Origin of the sequence: Streptomyces sp. QH1-20, assembly GCF_041283565.1 — a bacterium.
Classification (GTDB): domain Bacteria; phylum Actinomycetota; class Actinomycetes; order Streptomycetales; family Streptomycetaceae; genus Streptomyces; species Streptomyces syringius.
Genome location: NZ_CP166299.1, coordinates 3,839,258 through 3,860,477, shown reverse-complemented (window position 1 = coordinate 3,860,477; position 21,220 = coordinate 3,839,258). Strand labels below are relative to the sequence as shown.

Sequence of the window (21,220 nt, the reverse complement as noted above, 5' to 3'; positions counted from 1 at the left end):
GGCGGACGGCCGGATGAAGTCCGGGAGACGGCGGATCGTTGTCTCCCGGACTGTGTAACAGACGGCTGAGCGGCACTACTCTGGCCCGACCATCGCATCAACGCGAACGAGAGTGAGTTCACGTGGCCTGTGACCTCTGGCTTGTCCCCCTCGTCGATGTGCTGTGCCACAGCCCCGACAACCCCTTCGCCGAGGAGATCGCCGCGTACGACAAGGCGCTCGGCGAGGCCGGGCTGCCGCCGGTGCCCGTCTTCGGCTATATGCCGGGCCTGTCCGGGGACGTGGCCCCGGTCGCGGGCTTCGACTACGACGCGCTGCACTTCCTGCGCCGCGCCCATCTGCTGAACCTGTGCGGCCTCGCCGTCACCCCCGTCGACGAACTCGGCGGTGACTACGAGCAGTTGCTGGAGATGTTCGAGACCACGGCCCAGCAGTCGCACCTGGTCTGGCACTACGACCACGCCGGGGCCTATGTGCCCGTGGACTTCACCCATCCGCTGTCCAACGACGAACTGCTCGAAGGCGGCGGCCCCTTGGGCTCCAGCCACGGGCTGCTGCGCGAACTCCACGCCGTGGCACCGGTCCTGGGCATAGACCCCGCCAATCCGCCCGCCGCGCCCGCCGCGCCGGACCACCCGACGGGGCTGGAGGAGCCCGCCGCGCCGGGCCCGCACGACGACAGCCCCTTCGCGCGCGAGCGGCACGTCTGGCTCGGGCTGCACGCCGCGGCGACGCGGAGCCTGGGCCAGGGTTCGATGATCGTCTTCAGCTGAACGAGCCGCGTCACACGGCCCGTTCGGACGGCGGACCGCGCGTTTCCGGCCGTGTTCCCACGTCGGCCGGAAACGCGCGGTCGATGCCGGGCGCCGTGCCGGCCGCTACCGGGGCGACTCCGGCGGGCGCTGGCGGGGCATGTTCGGCCGGCTGCCCGGGGGCATCGGGAACCGGGTGACCGTGGCGCCGCCCTCCGACCGCGGGCCCCAGGACACCAGCGACTGCGTCAGCAGCGGCGCCGGCCCGGCCCGGAATTCCACCATCCAGTCCGCGGTCTCCGCCCGCACCAGCTCAGAGACGTCCTCGGAGAAGCGCCGCAGCACGCTCAGACACCGCTCGGCGGCCTCACTGGCCGTGCCCTCGGTCGGGCCGAGCACCTCGCGCACACACTCCGACGCCCAGTCGAACTGCAACGCCTCCAGCCTGCGCTGCACCGCCTGGGCCGTGGCCACCGCCCGCATCCAGCCCGTCGTCAGCCCGAAATAGCGGTCGCAGGCCACACAGGCCGCGGCGCCGAGCAGCGCCAGGAACCCCCAGGCGGAACCGGTGCGCACCACCTTCGTCAGCTCCAGCAGCGGCAGCGCGGCACCCACCACCGCGCACAGCGCGGCGCTGACCCGCAGTCCCCGGGCCCAGCGGCGCTTCCAGGCGCGGTCGGCCAGATACCAGTCGGCCAGATACAGCGCGCCGTCCTCCACCCACCGGTAGAGCTCATCGAGCCGCTCCGCGGGTTCCCCCCAGTTGCCGAGCGGGAAGGTCCGGCCTCTGAGATCGCCCCGGTCCCTCCCGCCGAGCTCTCGAGGGGGCCCCTCGGGCTGCATCTCCGGCTGGCTCACCCGTGCACTCCCTCTCGCCGCTGCGTGGTCGCAACCCCCTTCCTACCGCCGAACGGTTGGCCTTGGGGGCAAGATCCAGGCTTTTCCGGCCGAAGGTGCAGCGGAATCCGGTATAGGGCACTCGCGGCACTCACCCGAAAGAGTGCATGCCGTGGGCTGTCGTGACAGCGACCTAGCGCCAAGTCGACTTAGGGCAGCCACATCGAGCCCGTCCGGCGATTGAGGACGCGCCCGCAGGGCGCTCGCCGCCGCAGGCGGCAAAAGACGGCCCGCAGCCGAAGACGCGCTGTCCAAGCGGACCGCGCCGACAGTGATCGTCCGCCCAGGCAATAGGGTGACCGGTGTGAAGGTCCTCGTCATCGGCGGCGGCGCCCGCGAACACGCCCTGTGCCGCTCACTCTCCCTCGATCCCGACGTCACCGCGCTGCACTGCGCCCCCGGCAACGCCGGGATCGCCGAGGTCGCCGAGTTGCACGCGGTGGACGCCCTCGACGGCGCGGCCGTCGCGGAGCTCGCCGCCTCGCTGCGCGCGGACCTCGTCGTCGTCGGCCCGGAGGCCCCGCTCGTCGCGGGTGTCGCCGACGCCGTCCGCGAGCGCGGTATCCCCGCCTTCGGCCCGTCCGCGCAGGCCGCGCAGCTGGAGGGGTCCAAGGCGTTCGCCAAGGACGTCATGGCCGCCGCGGGCGTCCCCACGGCCCGCGCCTATGTCTGCACCACGCCCGCGGAGATCGACGAGGCCCTCGACGCGTTCGGTGCCCCGTACGTCGTCAAGGACGACGGTCTCGCCGCCGGCAAGGGCGTCGTCGTCACCAGTGACCTCGCCGTCGCCCGCGAGCACGCCCTGGCGTGCGAAAGGGTGGTCATCGAGGAGTTCCTCGACGGCCCCGAGGTCTCCCTCTTCGCCATCACCGACGGCGAGACGGTGCTGCCGCTGTCGCCCGCCCAGGACTTCAAGCGGGCGCTCGACGGCGACGAAGGCCCGAACACCGGCGGCATGGGCGCCTACTCCCCGCTCCCGTGGGCCGACCCGAAGCTGGTCGACGAGGTCATGGAGACCGTGCTGCGGCCCACCGTCGACGAGCTGCGCCGCCGGGGCACGCCCTTCTCCGGGCTGCTCTACGCCGGGCTCGCGATCACCTCGCGCGGTGTGCGGGTCATCGAGTTCAACGCCCGCTTCGGCGACCCCGAGACGCAGGTCGTCCTCGCCCGCCTCAAGACGCCGCTGGCGAGTGTCCTGCTCAACGCCTCCACCGGCAACCTGGCCGCCGAGCCGCCGCTGCGCTGGAGCGACGGCGCCGCCGTCACGGTCGTCATCGCCTCCCACAACTACCCCGGCACCCCGCGCACGGGCGACGTCATCGAGGGCCTGCCCGAGGCACCCGAGGCGGGTGCCGCCGAGAAGGGCGCGCAGAAGGCCTACGTGCTGCACGCGGGCACCGCGCTCGACGCCGACGGCCGCGTGGTCAGCGCCGGCGGCCGGGTGCTGTCCGTGACCGCGACCGGCGCCGACCTGGCCACCGCCCGCGGCCGCGCCTACGAGCTGGTCTCCCGGATCCGGCTGGACGGCTCCCACCACCGCACCGACATCGCCGCGAAGGCCGCTTCCAGCTGAGCCCGGTCCGGCCGGCCTGACCGGTTCGTCATGACATCGGGGGTCCCCCGCTTCGGCGGGGGACCCCCGACGGCGTTACCCGCCCGTACGGATGTGCGTTTCGGGGGCGGCTTTACCCAAAGCCATTCCATCGAGTGACCACTTGGCCAACCGGCTGACGTGCGCGGCGCCCCCAACTAGGGTGCGGCGCAAGCAAGCTGCCGCACGTCCGGCAACTGGCCCACCGGCATTGCGATGTCAGCACCCGGTGCCACAGTGGGGGTAGGCAACGCGGAAGGGCGTTGGGCCCGCTGTCGCACTCCTCGGCAGCACACACCAAGGGAAGCAAGGGGGTGAACGGTCTCGTGGCAGGTCCCGAAGCAGGCGCGCAAGCCGCGCGCGCCCGAGCCCTCGCCGTGCTGCGCATCCGCGGCACCGCGCTGGCCGTCGCCCTGCTGCCCGCCGCGGCCGCCGTCGTGCTGCTGGCGGGCACCGCCATGGGCCGCATCCCGGACGGGGGCGGCTGGGACACCGCCCGCTGGGCGCTGACCGGCGCCGGCGCCCTGGTGCTGCTGCTGGCCGCGGTCGTCACCCTCGTGGTCGTCCGGGCCCGCCCCGCCCTCAGCCCCACCGTCCCCATCCCGGAGGAGACGGCCCCCGACCTCTACCGCCTGGTCCGTGACCTCGCCGAGCGGCTCGACGTGCCCGCCCCCTCCGCGATAGCCCTGACGCCCGACTGCGACAGCTGGCTCGAGGACCGCACCCACCCCGCGCACGACCCACCGCGCGAGCGGCCGCTCACCCGGCGGCGCTCCGGCGCCACGCCCGTCCTGGTCATCGGCTCGCCGTTCCTGTGGTGGATGCGCGTCGCCGAGCTGCGGGCCCTGCTCGCGCCCGTCGTCGCGGGCACCGGTCCGTCCGCCAACCCCGACATAGCCGCGGCCCGCCGCTTCGTGCGGGGCCTGGACGCGGCCGTGGCGGTGGCCGCGGCCCGCCCCGCCCTCGCCTTCGTCGGCTGGGCCGCCCGGACGCTGCTGCGCTCCTGCCGGGACCACGCCGCCGAGATGGAACGCGGCGTGGCCGCCGCCGCCTCCGAGCGCTCCCAGACCGTCGACTACGGTCTGCGCATCGTCGCCCAGGAGCAGGTCGGCCTCGCCTACGCCGGCTGGGACCGGCTGCTGAACCGCGTGGCGCTGCCCGCCTGGCGGATGGGCCGCTGGCCCTCCCGGCTCGACGCGGGCGTGGTCTCCGCGCTCACCGAGCTCTCCCGCCGCGACCGCCTCGCGGAGGGCTTCACCTCCCGGCTGGGCGAGCGGCCCGCCTGCGATCTGCTGGAGGAGCCCGGCGTCATCGACGAGGCCGCCTCCCTGCTGGCCGCCCGCCTCTTCCACGGCGGCCCGCCCGAGACCGGCCCCGACTGGTCGCCGGTCGCCTGGAGCCAGTACCCCGAGGAGGTCGTGGACCGCACCTGGCGGCTGGAGGCCGCCCGGCTGCACCGCGTCCTCGACGACATCCCCGCCACCGGCGCCGTGCCGGGCGTCCGCCCCGGCCCCGCCGCCGCCCCCACCGTGGCCCGCGTCCTCGACCGGCTGGCGGGCCCCGCCCGCGCCGGGACCGGCGAGCAGCTGGCGGCCCGCCTCAGCGCCGAAGTGGCCCGCGAGGCGGCCCGGGAGGAGGGCGCCGGCGAGCGGGGCGCGTTCACCGCCACGGGCGACCCCTGGGTCGACGGCCTCGCGCCGCTGTTCCCGCTGCAACCACCACGCAGCGGCAGGGAGCTGCTCACCGACCATGTGACGGCCATGGTGTGCTGCGCCGCCGTGGACACCGCGGGCGCCCTCCCCGGCCTGGACTGGCTGGACGGCCCCGCCCTGCTCGTCGGCGGGGTGCGCCGCGCCGACCTGGCCCATTCGGTGCTGAGCCTGATCGAGGACGGCGACGGCGAGCCCCTGCGCGCCTGGCTGGGGGAGGTCGGGGTCCGCCCCGAGAAGCCCGTCCGTCTGGTGTGACGCGCGCTCCCCCGGAGCCGCCCACCGTGACGCTGCGTGAGTGTTCGGCCCGGCGCTTTCCGGGGAATTTCACGACGACCAGTGACGAGCCGGGCGCGTTATGTGATGTGCTGGGGTTCGCTGCCCGGGGCAACCGTCCGCGTGGAGCGTCAGTCCGGCCGTACGGAGACCCCGACCGGCCGGGCGCGAGCCGTCTCCCACGTGCCGGGCGGCGACGAACCGGACAGCGATGACCTGGTACGCGTCGGGGGCGCAGGGGAGGGAGCGCACATGGGGATGGAGCAGATCCGCCGCTGGGAGTCCGGGGCACTCGCGCACGGCGTCGCGGACCCCTTCGGCCAGGGCCCGCTGCCCTGGCTGCGCGGCGGCGAGTTCTACTTCGACGGCACCGGCCGGATCGTCCCGTGGTACGTGGACCCGGTGCCCGTCCCGGCCGGCGGCCGGGTGCCCGCGCCCCGGCACGCGGGCCCGCGCAGCGCCGACGACGTCCGGCGCCAGATCAAGGGCTTCACCTCCACCGGCGCCGTCGCCCCCGGCGAGGCGCTGGACTTCCGCATCACCGTCGATCCGCCGCAGCAGTTCGGCGTGGACATCTACCGCATCGGTCACTACGCGGGCGACGGCGCCTCGAAGATCACCACCAGTCCCCGGCTGTCCGGCATCGTCCAGCCGCCGCCGCTGACCGTCGACCGCACGGTCTCCTGCCACCACTGGTGGCTGTCCTGGCGGCTCCAGATCCCCACGTACTGGAGCCTCGGCGCGTACGTGGCGGTACTGACCACCGCCGACGGCTACCGCAGCCACATTCCCTTCGTCGTGCGCGACAACCACCCCGCCGACCTGCTGCTCGTCCTCCCGGACATCACCTGGCAGGCCTACAACCTCTACCCCGAGGACGGGCGCACCGGCGCGAGCCTCTACCACGCCTGGGACGAGGAGGGCCGGCTGCTCGGCGAGAGCGAGGCGGCGACCACCGTCTCCTTCGACCGCCCCTTCGCCGGCGCGGGCCTGCCGCTGCACGTGGGCCACGCCTACGACTTCATCCGCTGGGCCGAGCGGTACGGCTACGACCTCGCCTACGCCGACACCCGCGATCTGCACGCGGGCCGGATCGACCCCTCCCGCTACCGCGGTCTGGTCTTCCCCGGCCACGACGAGTACTGGACGACCGCCATGCGCGGCGCCGCCGAGCTGGCCCGCGACACCGGTACGTCACTGGTGTTCCTCTCCGCCAACACCATGTACTGGCAGTCCGAGCTGGCCCCCTCGCCCGCGGGCCCCGACCGGCTGCTGACCTGCCGCAAACGCCGCGGCCCCGGCCGGGCCGCCCGGTGGCGGGACGTCGGCCCGCCCGAGCAGCAGCTGCTGGGCATCCAGTACGCGGGCCGGGTGCCCGAGCCCGCCCCGATGGTCGTCCGCAACGCCGACCACTGGCTGTGGGACGCCACGGGCGCGGGCGAGGGCGATGAACTGCCGGGCCTCGTCGCGGGCGAGGCCGACCGCTACTACCCCCGGACGGCCCTGCCCGAGCACACCCGCCGCATCCTGCTCTCGCACTCCCCGTACGCGGATACCGAGGGCACCAAGCGGCATCAGGAGACCTCCCTCTACCGCGCCCCCAGCGGCGCCCTGGTCTTCGCGGCGGGCACCTTCGCCTGGTCCCCGGCCCTGGACCGGCCCGGCCATGTGGACAGCCGGATCCAGCGGGCCACGGCCAATCTCCTCGACCGCATCTGCAAGCGCGACTGACCCGCACCGGCCCCCGGCCGCGGCGTACGGCAGAATCGTGCTGCTTGGACAAACCACCAGGAGGACGCGTGTCCGGATTCGTAGAGAAGCCCGAACCGGTCGAGGTACCGGGTCTCGTGCACGTGCACACGGGCAAGGTCCGCGACCTCTACCGCGATGAGAACGGCGATCTGGTCATGGTCGCCACCGACCGGATGTCCGCCTACGACTGGGTGCTGCCCACCGAGATCCCCGACAAGGGCCGGATCCTCACCCAGCTCTCCCTGTGGTGGTTCGACCGGCTCACCGACCTCGTCCCGCACCACGTCCTGTCCGCCGAGCCGCCCGCCGGCGCCCCCGCCGACTGGGCGGGGCGCACCCTGGTCTGCCGCGCCCTGGACATGGTCCCGGTCGAGTGCGTGGCCCGCGGCTATCTGACCGGCTCCGGTCTCGCGGAGTACGAGCAGACCCGTACGGTCTGCGGCCTGGCCCTCCCCGAGGGCCTGGTCGACGGCTCCGAGCTGCCCTCCCCGATCTTCACCCCGGCCACGAAGGCCGCGGTCGGCGAGCACGACGAGAACGTCAGCTACGAGGAAGTGGCCCGGCAGGTGAGCGCGGAGACCGCCGCCCAGCTCCGCCAGACCACCCTCGCCGTCTACGGCCGTGCCCGCGACATCGCCCGCGACCGGGGCATCGTGCTGGCCGACACGAAGTTCGAGTTCGGCTTCGCGGGCGAGGAGCTGGTCCTCGCCGACGAGGTGCTGACCCCGGACTCGTCCCGCTTCTGGCCCGCCGACGAGTGGCAGCCGGGCCGCCCGCAGGCGTCCTTCGACAAGCAGTTCGTCCGCGACTGGCTGTCGTCCCCGGCCTCCGGCTGGGACCGCAACGGCGAACTGCCCCCGCCGGAGCTGCCGCAGGACATCGTGGAGCGGACCCGGGCGAAGTACGTGGAGGCCTACGAACGCCTGACGGGAATGAGCTGGGGGTAGAACCCCGTCCGGCAGCCGAGGACGACCTGGGCCCCGGCAGGGGCCGGGCTCACACCTGGTAGCGATCCGCGGCGAACAGCCGCAGATTCTCCCGGACCCAGTCCGAGGTGCGGGCCAGCCCCTCCTCCAGCGAGACCTCCGGCCGCCACCCGGCCCACTCCTGCGCCCGGGAGTTATCCGACAGCAACCGCTCGACCTCGCTGCCGGCGGGCCGGAGCCGGGCGGGATCCACGACGACCTTCGCGTCCCGCCCCGAGGCCCGGATCAGGGACTCCGCGAGGTCCCCGACGGAGATCTCGCGGCCCGTGCCGAGGTTGACCGCGTGTCCCACCGCCCGGTCGCACTCCGCGAGCGCCAGGAACCCCTCGGCGGTGTCGGTCACATACGTGAAGTCGCGGGTCGGGGTCGTCGACCCGAGCCGGATCTCCGCCGTGCCGGAGTGCAGCTGCGCGAGGATCGTGGGGATCACGGCCCGCGCGGACTGCCGGGGCCCGTAGGTGTTGAAGGGCCGTACGACCGTGACCGGCAGATCGAAGGAATGCGCGTAGGACAGCGCCAGCATGTCCGCGCCGATCTTCGACGCGGAGTACGGCGACTGCGGCTGCAGCGGGTGGTCCTCGCTGATCGGGGCCGTCAGCGCCGTCCCGTACACCTCGCTGGTCGAGGTGTGCACCATGCGCCGCACGCCGTGGCGGCGGCAGGCGGCGGCCACGTTCTCCGTACCCGCCACATTGGTCTGCACATACGCCTCGGGCGACGCGTAGCTGTACGGAATGCCGATCAGGGCCGCCAGATGGAAGACGGTGTCGCACCCGGCGACCGCGTCCATGACCCGGCCCGCGTCGCGGACGTCACCGGCGAGCGTCTCCACGGGGGAGTCCGGGCCGAGATAGCGGGCGAGGTGACCGCGCTCGGCGTACGGCTTGTAGTGCACGAGCACGCGCACCCGGGCACCGCGCTCGACCAGCAGATCGACCAGGGTCGACCCGATGAAGCCTTCGGCACCGGTGACCAGGACGGTACGGCCGTGCCAGTTGTTCGTGCGCATGGGAGTTCCTCTCGGAGAGTGTGCAGGGGGAGGGGAGGGGGGACAGTGAACGGCCGTCAGCGGCCCGCGAGTCGCAGCACCCAGGCCGCCATCAGGTCGGCGGCCACCGCGTGCGTGCCCGGGTCGGCCACCGCGCTCATCGCGGCCAGCCGGGCCGGGTCGGCCAGCAGCGGTTCGATCAGCTCCGCCAGTCGGCCGCCGGTCGTCTCGCCGTCGGGCAGCAGCAGGCCCGCGCCCGGGTCGGACAGGACCCGCGCGTTGTGCGTCTGGTGGTCGTGCGGCGCGTGCGGATACGGCACCAGCACCGCCGGCATCCGGATGCTCGCCAGCTCCGCCACGGTCGCCGAACCCGCCCGGCACACCACCAGGTCGGCGGCCGCGTAGGCGAGATCCATCCGGTCCAGATAGCCGACCGCCGTCGCCACCCGCCCGCAGCCCTCGGCCGCCAGCCGGGCTCGGACCTCCGCCAGTGGCTTCGGACCGGTCTTGATCAGCAGATGCACGTCCGGCCGTGCGCGCCACCGCCGGGCCAGGCCCAGCGCCGCCTCCGTCAGCCGCGCCGCGCCCAGGCTGCCGCCGTTGAACAGCACCAGCCGGGCGTCCTTGGGCACCCCGTACGACCGCCGTGCCTCCGCCCGCAGCGCCGCTCGGTCCAGCCCGGCCACCGCACCCACCAGCGGCATGCCCACCGTCTCGGCACGCGCCCCGGACCGGGCCGACAGATGCTCACGGCTGCGGTCGAAGGCGAGCGCCACATGCGGGGTGAGGGTGCTCGCGAACCGGTTCGCCCGGCCCGGTACGGCATTGGACTCGTGGACGAGCGCGGGCCGCCCGGCCAGCCGGGCGCCGAGCACGGCGGGCGCGCTCGGGTAGCCGCCCATGCCGACGACCACCTGCGCGCCCTGCTCCTCGATCACCCGCCGCGCCTGTGCGCCGGAGCGCAGCAGATCGGCGGGGAGCAGGAAGCGGCGCGAGCCGAGCGAACGGTCGAAGGGGATCATGTCGACCGTGTGCAGCCGGTAGCCCGCCTCGGGGATCAGCCGCGTCTCCAGGCCGCGCTCGGTCCCGATGAAACTGATGACCGCGTCCGGCACGGCTCTGCGGACGGCGTCCGCGACCGCCAGCCCGGGATAGATATGGCCGCCGGTACCGCCCGCTCCGACGACCACCGAAAGGGTGTCGTGTGCTGTAGCCATGTCGGCAGCGTGGCGACGCGCTCTAAGAGCGCTTTAAGACTCCCTCTGCCAAGGTGTGCGAAGAAAACCGGACCTTGATCGGCAACCCTGGTCCCACACTGATCATCCGCGCGAGAGGCCCTTTCGTATGCCCGATGCCGCCCCGGCCGTACTCGTCGTGGACGACGACCCCGATGTACGGGCGGCCGTCGTCGACGGCCTCAGCGTCGAGGGGTACACCGTGCGGTCCGCCGCCGACGGCCTCGAAGCCCTCTCCGCCGTCGCCGCCGCCCCGCCCGCCGCGATCGTCCTCGACCTCGCCATGCCCGTCCTCGACGGCCTCGCCGTCTGCCGCCGGCTGCGCGACCTCGGCGACCGGACGCCCGTCCTCGTCCTGACCGCCCGCGACGCCGTCTCCGACCGGGTCGCGGGCCTCGACGCGGGCGCCGACGACTACCTCGTCAAACCCTTCGCCCTCGACGAACTCCTCGCCCGGCTGCGGGCCCTGCTGCGCCGCGCCGCCCCCGTGGAGGCCGCCGCCGAACAACCCGAGCTGGCCTTCGCCGACCTCCGCGTCGACCCGGCCACCCGCACCGGCGTCCGCGGCGACGTCCCCCTGGAGTTCACCCGCACCGAATTCGCCCTGCTGGAGGTGTTCCTGCTGCACCCCGGGCAGGTGCTGCCCCGCGAGGTGATCCAGGAGCGCGTCTGGGGCACCGACTTCGGGCCCGACTCCAATTCGCTGGCCGTCTACATCGGCTATCTGCGCCGCAAGCTGGAGGCGGAGGGCGCGCCCCGCCTCGTCCACACCGTGCACGGCATCGGCTACCGGCTGGCGGAGCGATGAGGTCCCTGCGCCGCCGGCTGTTCGGCAGCCGACCGCTGCGCGCCCGGCTGGCCCTCGTCACCTCCGCCGCCGTCGCCCTCGTCGCGCTCGGTGTGCTGGCCGCCGCCTTCGTCGTCATCCGCTACGAACTCGGCCGCCAGCTCGACCTCCAGCTCAAACAGCAGGCCGCCCTCATCGTCCAGCAGGGCCGCGCCCACGACACCGGCACCCTTCTCGGGGAGTGCACCTGGCTCGTCGCCCCCGCCTGCGCCCAGCTCGTCGGCGCCGACCCGGCGGCTCCGGCCCCGCGCGGCGACCGGGCCCTGGTGCTGCCCGTCACCGGCGCCACCCGCCGCGTCGCCGCCCGCACCCTCGGCGCGTACTACAGCGACATCACCCACGACGGGCGCCCGATGCGGATGCTCACCACCCCCGCCAGGAACAACCGCGCCCTCCAGGTGGCGATCCGCTCCGACACCGTCGACCAGGGCGTCGAACAGGCGGGGCTGCTGCTCGGTGCGGTCGGCGGCGTGGGGGTCCTCCTCGCGGCCGGCCTCGGCTACTTCGCCTCCCGCACGTCCCTGCGCCCGGTGACCCGCCTCACGGCCACCGCCGAACACATCGCCGCCACCCGCGACCCCGCGCACCGCATCGAGCTGCCCCCGTACGAGGCACGCCGCCAGGACGAGATCACCCGCCTCGCGACCAGCTTCAACACGATGCTGGGCGAGCTGGAGGAGGCGGTCGCCGCCCAGCGCCGCTTGGTCGCCGACGCCTCCCACGAACTGCGCACCCCGCTCACCGCGCTGCGCACCAACGCCGAGCTGCTCGCCCGCGCCGACCGGCTCTCCGACGCCCAGCGCGACCGGGCCGCCACCGCGCTGGGCCGTCAGCTGCGCGAGGTGACGGGCATGGTCAACGACCTCATCGAGCTGGCCCGCGACGAGGAGCCGCAGCAGCTGGTGGAACAGGTCCGGCTGGACGCGCTGGCCGAGCGCTGCGTGGCCGACGCCCGGGGCCACTGGCCGAACACGTTCTTCACGGCCGACCTGGACCCGGCGACCGTGGTGGGGGTGCCCGCCCGCCTGGCCCGGCTGCTGTCCAACCTGCTCGACAACGCCGCCAAGTTCAGCCCGCCCGGCGCCACGGTCGAGGTGCGTCTCGCGGTGACCGACCGGACCCTCGACCTGACCGTCCGCGATCACGGCCGTGGCATCTCCGCCGAGGACCTGCCCTACGTCTTCGACCGCTTCTACCGCTCCCGCCAGGCCCGTGCCCTCCCCGGCTCCGGCCTGGGCCTGGCCATGGCCCGCCAGATCGCCCGCGCCCACGGCGCGGAGCTGACCGCCGAACAGGCCGAGGGCGGCGGTGCCCGCTTCCGCCTGAGCTTCCCGGCCGCCTGACGCGCCCGCGGGGCGCTCGCCACAACGCCGAAGGCCCCGGTCAAAGATGACCGGGGCCTTCGTATCGGAGCGGACGACGAGACTCGAACTCGCGACATCCACCTTGGCAAGGTGGTGCTCTACCAACTGAGCTACGTCCGCATGCCCCGCGCTTTCGTGCGGTGCGGGAACCACTATAGCCAACCTTGGGCGCGTGCGATGCGCGCCGCCGCGTGACGGTTCTCCGCACCCAGCTTCGCGGCGGCGGCCGAGAGGTAGTTGCGGACCGTTCCCGGCGTCAGCGCCGCCCGCTCCGCGATCTCCGCGATGGGCGCGCCGTCCTCCGCCAGCTCCAGCAGTTCCGCCTCCCGCGCGGTCAGCGGCGAGTCCCCCGCGCTGATCGCGTCGGCCGCCAACTCCGGGTCCACATAGCGGCTTCCGCCGTGCACGGTACGGATGATCTCGGCGAGCCGCTGTGCCGAAACGGTCTTCGGCACGAACCCCCGCACCCCTGCTTCGAGTGCCCGTTTCAGATGCCCGGGACGGCCGTGACCGGTCACGATCATGCTCCGGCACAGGGGCAGTTCGGCCCGCAGGGATGTGGCGACCGTCACGCCGTCGACCCCTGGCATTTGAAGATCGAGCACCGCGACGTCCGGCCGGTGCGCCCGCGCCATGGCGAGCGCCTCGGTCCCCGTGGCGGCCTCCGCGACCACCTGAAGGTCGTCCTCCAGCCCGAGCAGCGCGACGAGCGCACCCCGGATGAGGTGCTCGTCGTCGGCGAGCATGACGCGTATCGGCTGGCCGCCGGGTGCCCGGTCGATCATGCCGCGCCCCCACGGGTGACGGCCCGCTCGGCCCCGGCTCCGGAAGACGTGCCGCCGACGCCGGCCGGCACGTGGCCGACAGCAGACGGCCCCTCGCGGCCGACGCCGCCAGCCGACGCGGTCCGGGAGCCGGGTGGTGCCGCCGCGCGCCCGGCAGGAGCCGGCTCGCCATCGGCGTCCGCCGACTCCGTCCCCGTCGGCACGTGGCCGACGGGAGACGTCCCCTGGCGGCCGACGCCTCCGGCCGACGCGGCCCGGGAGCCGGACGGCACCGGCTCCGGGGTGTCGACGACGGGCGCGGCCGCGCCCGTCGTGTCGCCACGCGATGTGCCCACCGAGGGCACCGGGACGCCCGGCCGCGCAGCGCCCGCACCGGCGGGAGCCGCCGGGGACTCCGCCGGCAGCGGGCTACCGAGGTCAGCGCCAAGCGTGCCCGCCCGCGCCAGCGGAACCCGTGCCGTCAGGCGGAACGCGGCGGGCGGGCGGCGTTCCGCCGCGAGCGTGCCGCCCAGGGCGGCGAGGCGCTCGCGCAGGCCCGCGAGGCCCGAGCCGCCGACGGAGCCGGGCGGCCGGGACGGCCCGGGGGAGACGCCGTCGTTCTCCATCACGAGCACCGCCACCCCCTCCGTCACCCGCATCCGTACGGCACAGCGCCCGGCGTCCGCGTGGCGCAGCACATTGGTCGTGGCCTCGCGGACCACCCAGGCCAGCGCCGACTGCGCGGCGGCCGGCAGTTCCTCGCCCGCCTTGTCGTCGATGCGGCAGTCGATGCCCGCGGCGGCCAGCACGCTCCGGGCGCCCGCCAGTTCGGTGTGCAGGTCGGCCCCGCGGTAGCCGCGGACCACGTCCCGCACCTCCCGCTGGGACTCCTGTGCGATCCGCTGGACCTCGGTCATCTCGTCGATCGCGGCCGGGGAACCGCGCCCGGCGAGCCGCACCGCCAGCTCGCTCTTCAGCGCGATCACCGCGAGATTGCGGCCGAGGACATCGTGCATGTCCCGCCCGAACCGCAGCCGTTCCTCCGCGACCGCCAGCCGCGCCTGCGCGCCCCGCGCCGCGTCCAGCTCCCACATCACGGCGAGCACCCAGGCCGAGGTGCGCACGACGGAGACGCTCCACAGGGAGAGGAAGGCCGTGGCCGCCAGGACCGTCGGCAGGCACACCCACGCGCCCGAGACCAGGGCCATCGCGCCCCCCACCACCGCTCCGGCGCCCAGAGTGACCGCCGTGTACGGGCCGAGCCGGGTCAGCAGGCTGTACGAGCCGAGGACGGACAGCGCGCTGCCCATCAGGATCCACGTGGCCATCGGGAACCGGCCGTATCCCTGCTCGGCGACCCGGGCACCGATCACCCCCACCGTCGCCAGGAAAACCACGCCGCCCCAGGCCAGCCATCGCCAGGGCGCGGGCCCCCGGCCCAGCCGGTGGTCGAAGGCCCGCCGGGCCAGCGGGGGGTTCAGCAGGCACTGCGTGATCCCGAGGGCGACCAGCGCCACGTCGAGCGCCGTGTCCCCGCCGTTCCCGCCGTTCCCGAGCACCACGGGGATGTCCAGGACGACCAGCAGCCAGGGCGTCACGTACACCGTCCAGCGTGTGTAGCTGTCCACCCGGGCGATCCCGCTCCGCCCCCGCCAGCCCCACACCCGCTTCCGCATTCCCACGCGTCCGCCCCCCCGTCGCGCCCATCGGCCCCGCCCTTACCGCCGCGGTTCCCAGCGGAACCACCGTCGTACAGCAAACACGGACAGTGCCGTCCAGGCCAAGGCGATGGCCAGTGACCGCAGGGCCTCGGCCGTGTCCGTCCCGCCGAGCCAGCCACCGCGCACCAGCTCGACCACCGGCGACAGCGGCAGCAGCCGGCACACATCGGCGACCGTGTCGGGGAAGATCTCCAGCGGTACGACCAGACCCGAGCCCATCAGGGAGAGCAGCAGCAGGGGAGTGGTCACCAACTGGGCGCTCTCCACCGTCTTCGCGATCACCGTGGTGACGGCGGCCAGGGCGATGGACATGACGATCCCCAGCACCAGCCCGGCCAGCAGCAGATCGGGCCGGGCGACCGCCCGCAGGTCCAGCCAGGCGATGCCCGCCACCAGCAGCACCACGCACTGCGCCAGCGCCACGGCCACCGACGGCAGCGCCGTCCCGGCGAGGATCTCCACGTCATTGGCCTCACCGGTGCGCAAGCGCTTGAGGACGAGCTCCTCGCGGCGGGCCACCAGCGCACTCACCAGGTTCTGGTAGACGACGAAGAGGAGGATGTAACCGAAGGCCCCCGTCATCGCGATCTCGTTGACGGACATCCCCGCGTCCTCGGGGTCGATCTTGCTGATGCCGTTGCGCATCGCCCACGCCATGAAGGCGGGCAGCAGCAGCGCCACGTACAGCGCCATCTTGTTCCGGCTCAGCAGGAGCAGTTCCGCCCGCCCCATCGCCAGCATCCGCGTCGTCATCGCCCGCCCCGCCCCACCTTCGTACCGGTAGCCCCGTCAGCCTCAGCAGCCCCGGCCATCCCGTTCGCACCCGCTATCGCCAGGAACGCCTCCTCCAGCGAGGCGGTCCGCGCGTCCAGCCCGTCCAGCTCCAGGTCCTTGTCCCGCGCCCACACCAGCAGCCCGGTCAGGGTCCGCTGCAACTCGTGGGTCTGGAGCTCTATCCGTCCGTCGGTCTCCTCGTGCCGGATCACCCCGAGCTCGCCCAGCGGCGGCAGATCCCCGACGAACCAGCCCGGCGGCATCGTGAAGCGGATCCGCGCCGGGTACGCCCCGATGACCTCGGCCGGCGAGCCCGTGACCACGATCTGCCCCTCGCGCATGATCGCGAGGCGGTCGGCCAGTGCCTCGGCCTCCTCCAGATAGTGCGTGGTCAGCAGCACTGTCGTGCCCTCGGCGCGCAGCCGGCGCACCAGCTCCCAGGTGTCGTGCCGGGCCTCGGGGTCGAGTCCGGTCGTCGGTTCGTCGAGGAAGAGCACCTCGGGCCGGCCGAGCAGCGCGAGCGCGAGGTCCAGGCGCCGCCGCTCACCACCGGAGAGCTGCTTGACGCGCACGTCCCGCCGCTTCGCGAGCTTGACCAGACCGAGCGCCTCGTCGACGGGCCGTGCGCCGGTCGTGCAGCCGGCCCACATCCGTACCGTCTCGGCCGCCGTCAGATCGGAGGGGAAGCCGCCCTCCTGGAGCATCACCCCGACCCGGGGCCGCACCGCGCGGCGTTCCGCGTAGGGATCGTGGCCCAGCACCCGCACCTGGCCGCCGGTCGGCCGCGCGAGCCCCTCCAGCAGTTCGACCGTGGAGGTCTTCCCCGCACCGTTCGTCCCCAGCAGCGCGAACAACTCGCCCCGCCCCACGGTGAAGGAGACGTCCCGCACCGCCTCGAATCCCTTGTCCCCGGCGGGCCCGTACCGGCGCCGCAGCCCGGTGACGTCGATCACACTGTCCCCGATGTCCATGCTTCAAGGCTCCCGGCGGATCCGGCCCGGAAGCAGTGCGGGCTGTCATGACTTCGGATGACGAATGTCATCGGGCGCCGGCGCCCACCGCTGTCGGGACAGCCGGGGAGCACGAAGAAGGCCCCGGTCGTGATGACCGGGGCCTTCTTACTGCTGAGCGGACGACGAGACTCGAACTCGCGACATCCACCTTGGCAAGGTGGTGCTCTACCAACTGAGCTACGTCCGCATGCCTCCGCTCGGCTTTCACCGGCGGCGCGAACATCACTCTACCTGATCCACTCGCGTGGTCGGTAAGCGATGAGAGCGGGTGACAGGAATCGCACACTGCGCCTTCTCCCTGGAAGGGAGACGCTCTACTACTGAGCTACACCCGCATGCCTCCGAACACCGGCCCCGAGGGGCCGCCGATCGGCGGAGCATCACCGTACCCGACCACTTGCGTGGCCGGAAGGCGATGAGAGCGGGTGACAGGAATCGCACACTGCGCCTCCCCCCTGGAAGGGGGGCGCTCTACTACTGAGCTACACCCGCGTGACTCCGAAGTTCGGGCCCGTTTCCCGGCCTTGCCCCTCGGCGTGATCCAGACTCTAGCTGATCATCCGGGGTGTTTGGCAAGTCGGCTCAGTCGACGGCGTTGAAGGCCTCGTAGACCCTCTTGGGGATCCGGCCGCGCGGCGGCACCTCCATGCCGTTCGAGCGGGCCCAGGCGCGGACGGCCGCCGGGTCGGGCGCGACGGCGGTGCGCCGGTAGACCTTGCCGGAGCGGGACTGCTTGCGGCCCGCCTCCACGTAGGGGGCGAGCGCGACGCGCAGTTTCTTTGCATTGGCGGTGTTGAGGTCGATCTCGTACGACCTGCCGTCGAGGCCGAAGGAGACGGTTTCCGCCGCGTCCCCGCCGTCGATGTCGTCGGAGAGTGTGACCACTACGCGCTGCGCCACGAAAATCGGTCCTTTCGGTCGGCACCGTCCGCATTGACCTGCGGTGATGCCTGGGTTCCGGTGGTTTGGAATCAATGCTTATTCATTTGTACAACAAAAGGCATTGAGTGGTGAAGCCCAGTTAATTCTGTCCGCGCGCCCCGCCGCAATGCAGGCCATGCGTTTTTCCCGGAATTTTCCGTGGGCGGCCCCCTTGCCGATGCGAAAGCGAGACGGAACCCCCAGGATATCTATGCGCGTAGATTTTTCGGGACTGTACTCTGACATCACCGCTTCAGCTCACGCACCACACACCGGGAGTGCCAGTGGCACGCGTCGTAGTCGACGTCATGCTCAAGCCGGAGATCCTCGACCCGCAGGGCCAGGCGGTGCAGCGCGCACTGCCACGCCTGGGTTTTGAGGGGATCGCCGACGTCCGTCAGGGCAAGCGCTTTGAACTCGAGGTGGAGGGACCGGTCGACGAGGCCGCCCTCGCCCGCATCCACGAGTTGGCGGAAACGTTTCTCGCCAACACCGTGATCGAGGACTTCACCGTGAAGGTCGACGGAGAAGCACGGTGACCGCTCGCGTAGGGGTCATCACCTTCCCCGGCACCCTGGACGACCGCGACACCCAGCGGGCCGTCCGGATCGCCGGGCTCGAACCCGTCCCGCTCTGGCACCGCGACAAGGATCTCCAGCAGGTCGACGCCGTGGTGCTGCCGGGCGGCTTCTCCTACGGCGACTACCTGCGCGCGGGCGCCATTTCGCGCTTCTCGCCGGTCATGGAGAAGGTCATCGAGGGCGCCCGCGAGGGCATGCCCGTCCTCGGTATCTGCAACGGCTTCCAGGTGCTCACCGAGACGCACCTGCTGCCCGGCGCGATGCTCCGCAACAACCACCTGCACTTCATCTGCCGCGATCAGAAGCTGCGGGTGGAGAACACGGACACCGCCTGGACGTCCGACTACGAGGCGGGACAGGAGATCTCCGTCCCGCTGAAGAACATCGACGGCCGGTACGTCGCCGACGAGCGCACCCTCGACATGCTCGAGGCCGAGGGCCGGGTCGCGTTCCGCTACGTGGACGTGAACCCCAACGGCTCGCTGCGTGACATCGCCGGCATCACCAATGAGGCGGGCAATGTCGTCGGCCTCATGCCGCACCCCGAGCACGCCGTGGAGCCGCTGGTCGGCACCGGCGGCACGGACGGGCTCGGATTCTTCACCTCGATCCTCAAGAAGCTGGTCTCCGTATGAGCGACGCACGCGCGGCCACTCAGCCGCGGACGAACATGACACCCGCACCTCTGCGCCGCGCGGGCGGAGAAGCGAATGATGAGGGCGCAGCATGACTCTCGACACGGTCAAGCACGCCAACGAGACGCCCGACACCGACCAGCCGTGGGCCGAACTCGGCCTGAAGCCGGACGAGTACGCGCGCATCCGCGAGATCCTCGGCCGCCGCCCGACCGGCGCCGAGCTCGCCATGTACTCCGTCATGTGGTCCGAGCACTGCTCGTACAAGAGCAGCAAGGTCCATCTGCGGCAGTTCGGCGAGAAGGTCCCCGCCAACGACGCCATGCTCGTCGGCATCGGCGAGAACGCGGGCGTCGTCGACGTCGGCCAGGGCTATGCGGTCACCTTCAAGGTCGAGTCGCACAACCACCCGTCGTACATCGAGCCCTACCAGGGCGCGGCCACCGGCATCGGCGGCATCGTCCGCGACATCCTGGCCATGGGCGCCCGCCCGGTCGCCGTCATGGACCCGCTGCGCTTCGGCGCGGCCGACCACCCCGACACCAAGCGCGTCCTGCCGGGTGTCGTCGCGGGCATCGGCGGCTACGGCAACTGCCTGGGCCTGCCCAACATCGGCGGTGAGGTCGTCTTCGACGCCTGCTACCAGGGCAACCCGCTGGTCAACGCCCTGTGCGTCGGTGTGATGAAGCACGAGGACATCCACCTCGCCAAGGCCTCCGGCGCCGGCAACAAGGTCATCCTCTACGGCGCCCGCACGGGCGGCGACGGCATCGGTGGCGTGTCCGTCCTCGCCTCGGAGACCTTCGACTCCACCGGCCCGGCCAAGCGCCCCGCCGTCCAGGTCGGCGACCCCTTCCAGGAGAAGCTCCTCATCGAGTGCACCCTGGAGATCTTCCGCGAGGACCTCGTCGACGGCATCCAGGACCTCGGCGGTGCCGGTCTGTCCTGCGCCACCAGCGAGCTGGCCAGCGCCGGTTCGGGCGGTATGCGCGTCGAGCTGGACACCGTGCCGCTGCGCGACTCCTCCCTCTCGCCCGAGGAAATCCTCATGAGCGAGTCGCAGGAGCGCATGTGCGCGGTCGTGGAGCCCGGCAAGGTCGAGCGCTTCATGGAGATCTGCGAGAAGTGGGACGTCATCGCCACCGTCATCGGTGAAGTCACCGACGGCGAGCGGCTGGAGATCTTCTGGCACGGCGAGCAGATCGTGGACGTCCCGCCGCGCACGGTCGCGCACGAGGGCCCGGTCTACGAGCGCCCGTACGCCCGTCCCGACTGGCAGGACGCCCTGCAGGCCGACGACGCGAACAAGCTTCCCCGGCCGGCTTCGGGCGAGGAGCTGCGCGCGCAGGTCCTGAAGGTCGTCGCCTCCCCGAACCAGGCGTCGAAGTCCTGGATCACCGACCAGTACGACCGCTTCGTCCAGGGCAACACGATCCTGTCGCAGCCCGAGGACTCGGGCATGGTCCGGATCGACGAGGACACCAACCTCGGTGTCGCCGTCGCCACGGACGGCAACGGCCGCTACACCAAGCTCGACCCGTACACGGGCGCGCAGCTGGCGCTGGCCGAGTCGTACCGCAACGTCGCCGCCTCCGGTGCCCGGCCGCTGGCCATCTCCAACTGCTTGAACTTCGGTTCGCCCGAGGACCCGGCCGTCATGTGGCAGTTCGCCGAGGCCACCCGCGGTCTGGCGGACGGCTGCCTGGAGCTCGGCACCCCGGTGACCGGCGGAAACGTCTCGCTGTACAACCAGACCGGCGAGACCGCCATCCACCCCACCCCGGTGGTCGCGGTGCTCGGTGTCATCGACGATGTCGAGCGCCGTACGCCGATCGCCTTCGCCGAAGAGGGACAGCTGCTCTATCTGCTGGGTGACACGGCGGAGGAACTGGGCGGTTCCGCCTGGTCCCAGGTGATCCACGACCACCTCGGCGGGCTGCCGCCCAAGGTCGACCTGGGCCGCGAGAAGCTGCTGGGCGAGATCCTCATCTCCGCTTCCCGCGACGGCATGGCCGACGCGGCGCACGACCTGTCCGACGGCGGGCTGATCCAGGCCCTCGTCGAGTCGTGCCTGCGCGGCGGCAAGGGTGCCCGGATCGTCGTCCCCGACGGCATGGACCCCTTCGTCTTCCTCTTCTCCGAGTCGGCCGGCCGCGCGCTGGTGTCCGTGCCGCGCAGCGAGGAACTGCGGTTCACCGACATGTGCGGTGCGCGCGGGCTGCCCGCCACCCGCGTGGGTGTCGTCGACGGTGAAGTCATCGACGTACAGGGCCAGTTCAGCATTCCGCTGGCCGAGCTGCGCGAGGCGCACGAGGCGACGATCCCGGCTCTGCTCGTCTGATCCGGCACGTTCCCCGGCGCCACGGAAGGCGGCCCGCTCCCCACGGAGCGGGCCGCCTTCGGTTCGATCCGCC

The 21,220-nt window shown here is 72.7% G+C and carries 18 protein-coding genes and 4 tRNA genes; 10 read left to right on the top strand and 12 right to left on the bottom strand.

Going from position 1 to position 21,220, the window contains the following annotated elements:
- Window positions 1-122 precede the first annotated feature (122 nt).
- The gene (locus AB8O64_RS17270) at window positions 123-773 is read left to right on the top strand and encodes a hypothetical protein (protein ID WP_130878742.1); all 651 of its coding nucleotides are present in this window, start codon (window positions 123-125) and stop codon (window positions 771-773) included.
- 105 nt (window positions 774-878) lie between these two features.
- Here AB8O64_RS17270 and AB8O64_RS17265 read toward each other — a convergent pair whose 3' ends face one another.
- Window positions 879-1,595: an SLATT domain-containing protein gene (locus AB8O64_RS17265; RefSeq protein WP_130878835.1), complete on the bottom strand. Its 717-nt coding sequence runs from the start codon at window positions 1,593-1,595 to the stop codon at window positions 879-881.
- A 358-nt stretch (window positions 1,596-1,953) separates the two neighbouring features.
- On the opposite strand from AB8O64_RS17265, the gene purD reads away from it, so the two are divergent.
- From purD to AB8O64_RS17245, 4 genes are all read left to right on the top strand, one after another.
- Window positions 1,954-3,222 carry a phosphoribosylamine--glycine ligase gene (gene purD / locus AB8O64_RS17260; protein ID WP_370419907.1) on the top strand — a complete coding sequence of 423 codons (1,269 nt, stop codon included), beginning with the start codon at window positions 1,954-1,956 and terminating at the stop codon, window positions 3,220-3,222.
- A gap of 332 nt (window positions 3,223-3,554) precedes the next feature.
- Window positions 3,555-5,207: a hypothetical protein gene (locus AB8O64_RS17255; protein WP_370419906.1), complete on the top strand. Its 1,653-nt coding sequence runs from the start codon at window positions 3,555-3,557 to the stop codon at window positions 5,205-5,207.
- A gap of 270 nt (window positions 5,208-5,477) precedes the next feature.
- On the top strand, window positions 5,478-6,956 hold the full coding sequence (locus AB8O64_RS17250; RefSeq protein ID WP_370419905.1) for a N,N-dimethylformamidase beta subunit family domain-containing protein: 1,479 nt from the start codon (window positions 5,478-5,480) through the stop codon (window positions 6,954-6,956).
- 68 nt (window positions 6,957-7,024) lie between these two features.
- Window positions 7,025-7,924: a phosphoribosylaminoimidazolesuccinocarboxamide synthase gene (locus AB8O64_RS17245; RefSeq protein ID WP_370419904.1), complete on the top strand. Its 900-nt coding sequence runs from the start codon at window positions 7,025-7,027 to the stop codon at window positions 7,922-7,924.
- A gap of 49 nt (window positions 7,925-7,973) precedes the next feature.
- Here the strand turns inward: AB8O64_RS17245 and AB8O64_RS17240 are convergent, their stop codons facing one another.
- Together AB8O64_RS17240 and AB8O64_RS17235 are read right to left on the bottom strand one after the other, a co-directional pair.
- The gene (locus AB8O64_RS17240) at window positions 7,974-8,972 is read right to left on the bottom strand and encodes an SDR family NAD(P)-dependent oxidoreductase (protein ID WP_370419903.1); all 999 of its coding nucleotides are present in this window, start codon (window positions 8,970-8,972) and stop codon (window positions 7,974-7,976) included.
- Window positions 8,973-9,028: 56 nt separating this feature from the next.
- Entirely contained in the window at window positions 9,029-10,168 is a 1,140-nt protein-coding gene (locus tag AB8O64_RS17235) for a glycosyltransferase (protein ID WP_370419902.1), read from the bottom strand.
- Window positions 10,169-10,295: 127 nt separating this feature from the next.
- Here AB8O64_RS17235 and AB8O64_RS17230 point away from each other — a divergent pair, with 127 nt between their 5' ends.
- Together AB8O64_RS17230 and AB8O64_RS17225 are read left to right on the top strand one after the other, a co-directional pair.
- Complete coding sequence (locus AB8O64_RS17230; RefSeq protein ID WP_370419901.1) at window positions 10,296-10,994, top strand: response regulator transcription factor; 699 nt, start codon at window positions 10,296-10,298, stop codon at window positions 10,992-10,994.
- Window positions 10,991-12,376 carry a sensor histidine kinase gene (locus AB8O64_RS17225; RefSeq protein ID WP_370419900.1) on the top strand — a complete coding sequence of 462 codons (1,386 nt, stop codon included), beginning with the start codon at window positions 10,991-10,993 and terminating at the stop codon, window positions 12,374-12,376. Before AB8O64_RS17230 ends, AB8O64_RS17225 begins: the two co-directional genes overlap by 4 nt.
- Window positions 12,377-12,444: 68 nt before the next feature.
- Here AB8O64_RS17225 and AB8O64_RS17220 read toward each other — a convergent pair.
- The 9 genes from AB8O64_RS17220 to AB8O64_RS17180 form a co-directional block, all read right to left on the bottom strand.
- Window positions 12,445-12,517, bottom strand: a tRNA-Gly gene (locus tag AB8O64_RS17220).
- A gap of 32 nt (window positions 12,518-12,549) precedes the next feature.
- A complete protein-coding gene (locus tag AB8O64_RS17215) occupies window positions 12,550-13,182 on the bottom strand; it encodes a response regulator transcription factor (protein WP_370419899.1) in 633 nt (210 codons plus the stop codon).
- Window positions 13,179-14,789 carry a sensor histidine kinase gene (locus tag AB8O64_RS17210; RefSeq protein WP_370419898.1) on the bottom strand — a complete coding sequence of 537 codons (1,611 nt, stop codon included), beginning with the start codon at window positions 14,787-14,789 and terminating at the stop codon, window positions 13,179-13,181. Before AB8O64_RS17210 ends, AB8O64_RS17215 begins: the two co-directional genes overlap by 4 nt.
- 90 nt (window positions 14,790-14,879) lie before the next feature.
- Window positions 14,880-15,635: an ABC transporter permease gene (locus tag AB8O64_RS17205; protein WP_370419897.1), complete on the bottom strand. Its 756-nt coding sequence runs from the start codon at window positions 15,633-15,635 to the stop codon at window positions 14,880-14,882.
- Complete coding sequence (locus AB8O64_RS17200) at window positions 15,632-16,627, bottom strand: ABC transporter ATP-binding protein (protein ID WP_370419896.1); 996 nt, start codon at window positions 16,625-16,627, stop codon at window positions 15,632-15,634. The genes AB8O64_RS17205 and AB8O64_RS17200 overlap by 4 nt, the downstream gene beginning before the upstream one ends.
- 156 nt (window positions 16,628-16,783) lie before the next feature.
- Window positions 16,784-16,856 (bottom strand) — tRNA-Gly (locus tag AB8O64_RS17195).
- A 76-nt stretch (window positions 16,857-16,932) separates the two neighbouring features.
- Window positions 16,933-17,004, bottom strand: a tRNA-Gly gene (locus AB8O64_RS17190).
- Between the two features lie 85 nt (window positions 17,005-17,089).
- Window positions 17,090-17,161 (bottom strand) — tRNA-Gly (locus AB8O64_RS17185).
- A gap of 90 nt (window positions 17,162-17,251) precedes the next feature.
- Entirely contained in the window at window positions 17,252-17,569 is a 318-nt protein-coding gene (locus tag AB8O64_RS17180) for an Lsr2 family protein (protein WP_130878753.1), read from the bottom strand.
- A 305-nt stretch (window positions 17,570-17,874) separates the two neighbouring features.
- On the opposite strand from AB8O64_RS17180, the gene purS reads away from it, so the two are divergent.
- The 3 genes from purS (at window position 17,875) to purL (ending at window position 21,147) form a co-directional block, all read left to right on the top strand.
- A complete protein-coding gene (gene purS, locus AB8O64_RS17175; RefSeq protein ID WP_356457412.1) occupies window positions 17,875-18,129 on the top strand; it encodes a phosphoribosylformylglycinamidine synthase subunit PurS in 255 nt (84 codons plus the stop codon).
- On the top strand, window positions 18,126-18,806 hold the full coding sequence (gene purQ, locus AB8O64_RS17170; RefSeq protein WP_370419895.1) for a phosphoribosylformylglycinamidine synthase subunit PurQ: 681 nt from the start codon (window positions 18,126-18,128) through the stop codon (window positions 18,804-18,806). The genes purS and purQ overlap by 4 nt, the downstream gene beginning before the upstream one ends.
- A 91-nt stretch (window positions 18,807-18,897) precedes the next feature.
- Entirely contained in the window at window positions 18,898-21,147 is a 2,250-nt protein-coding gene (gene purL / locus AB8O64_RS17165) for a phosphoribosylformylglycinamidine synthase subunit PurL (protein ID WP_370419894.1), read from the top strand.
- The last annotated feature ends 73 nt before the right edge of the window (window positions 21,148-21,220 follow it).

Excerpts from the sequence above, each read along its gene's own strand:
- AB8O64_RS17265 (WP_130878835.1), bottom strand. The coding sequence starts at position 1,595 with ATGCAGCCCGAGGGGCCCCCTCGAGAGCTCGGCGGGAGGGACCGGGGC.
- AB8O64_RS17250 (WP_370419905.1), top strand. The coding sequence starts at position 5,478 with ATGGGGATGGAGCAGATCCGCCGCTGGGAGTCCGGGGCACTCGCGCAC.
- AB8O64_RS17240 (WP_370419903.1), bottom strand. The coding sequence starts at position 8,972 with ATGCGCACGAACAACTGGCACGGCCGTACCGTCCTGGTCACCGGTGCC.
- AB8O64_RS17235 (WP_370419902.1), bottom strand. The coding sequence starts at position 10,168 with ATGGCTACAGCACACGACACCCTTTCGGTGGTCGTCGGAGCGGGCGGT.
- AB8O64_RS17230 (WP_370419901.1), top strand. The coding sequence starts at position 10,296 with ATGCCCGATGCCGCCCCGGCCGTACTCGTCGTGGACGACGACCCCGAT.
- AB8O64_RS17225 (WP_370419900.1), top strand. The coding sequence starts at position 10,991 with ATGAGGTCCCTGCGCCGCCGGCTGTTCGGCAGCCGACCGCTGCGCGCC.
- AB8O64_RS17215 (WP_370419899.1), bottom strand. The coding sequence starts at position 13,182 with ATGATCGACCGGGCACCCGGCGGCCAGCCGATACGCGTCATGCTCGCC.
- AB8O64_RS17205 (WP_370419897.1), bottom strand. The coding sequence starts at position 15,635 with ATGACGACGCGGATGCTGGCGATGGGGCGGGCGGAACTGCTCCTGCTG.
- AB8O64_RS17200 (WP_370419896.1), bottom strand. The coding sequence starts at position 16,627 with ATGGACATCGGGGACAGTGTGATCGACGTCACCGGGCTGCGGCGCCGG.
- purL (WP_370419894.1), top strand. The coding sequence starts at position 18,898 with ATGACTCTCGACACGGTCAAGCACGCCAACGAGACGCCCGACACCGAC.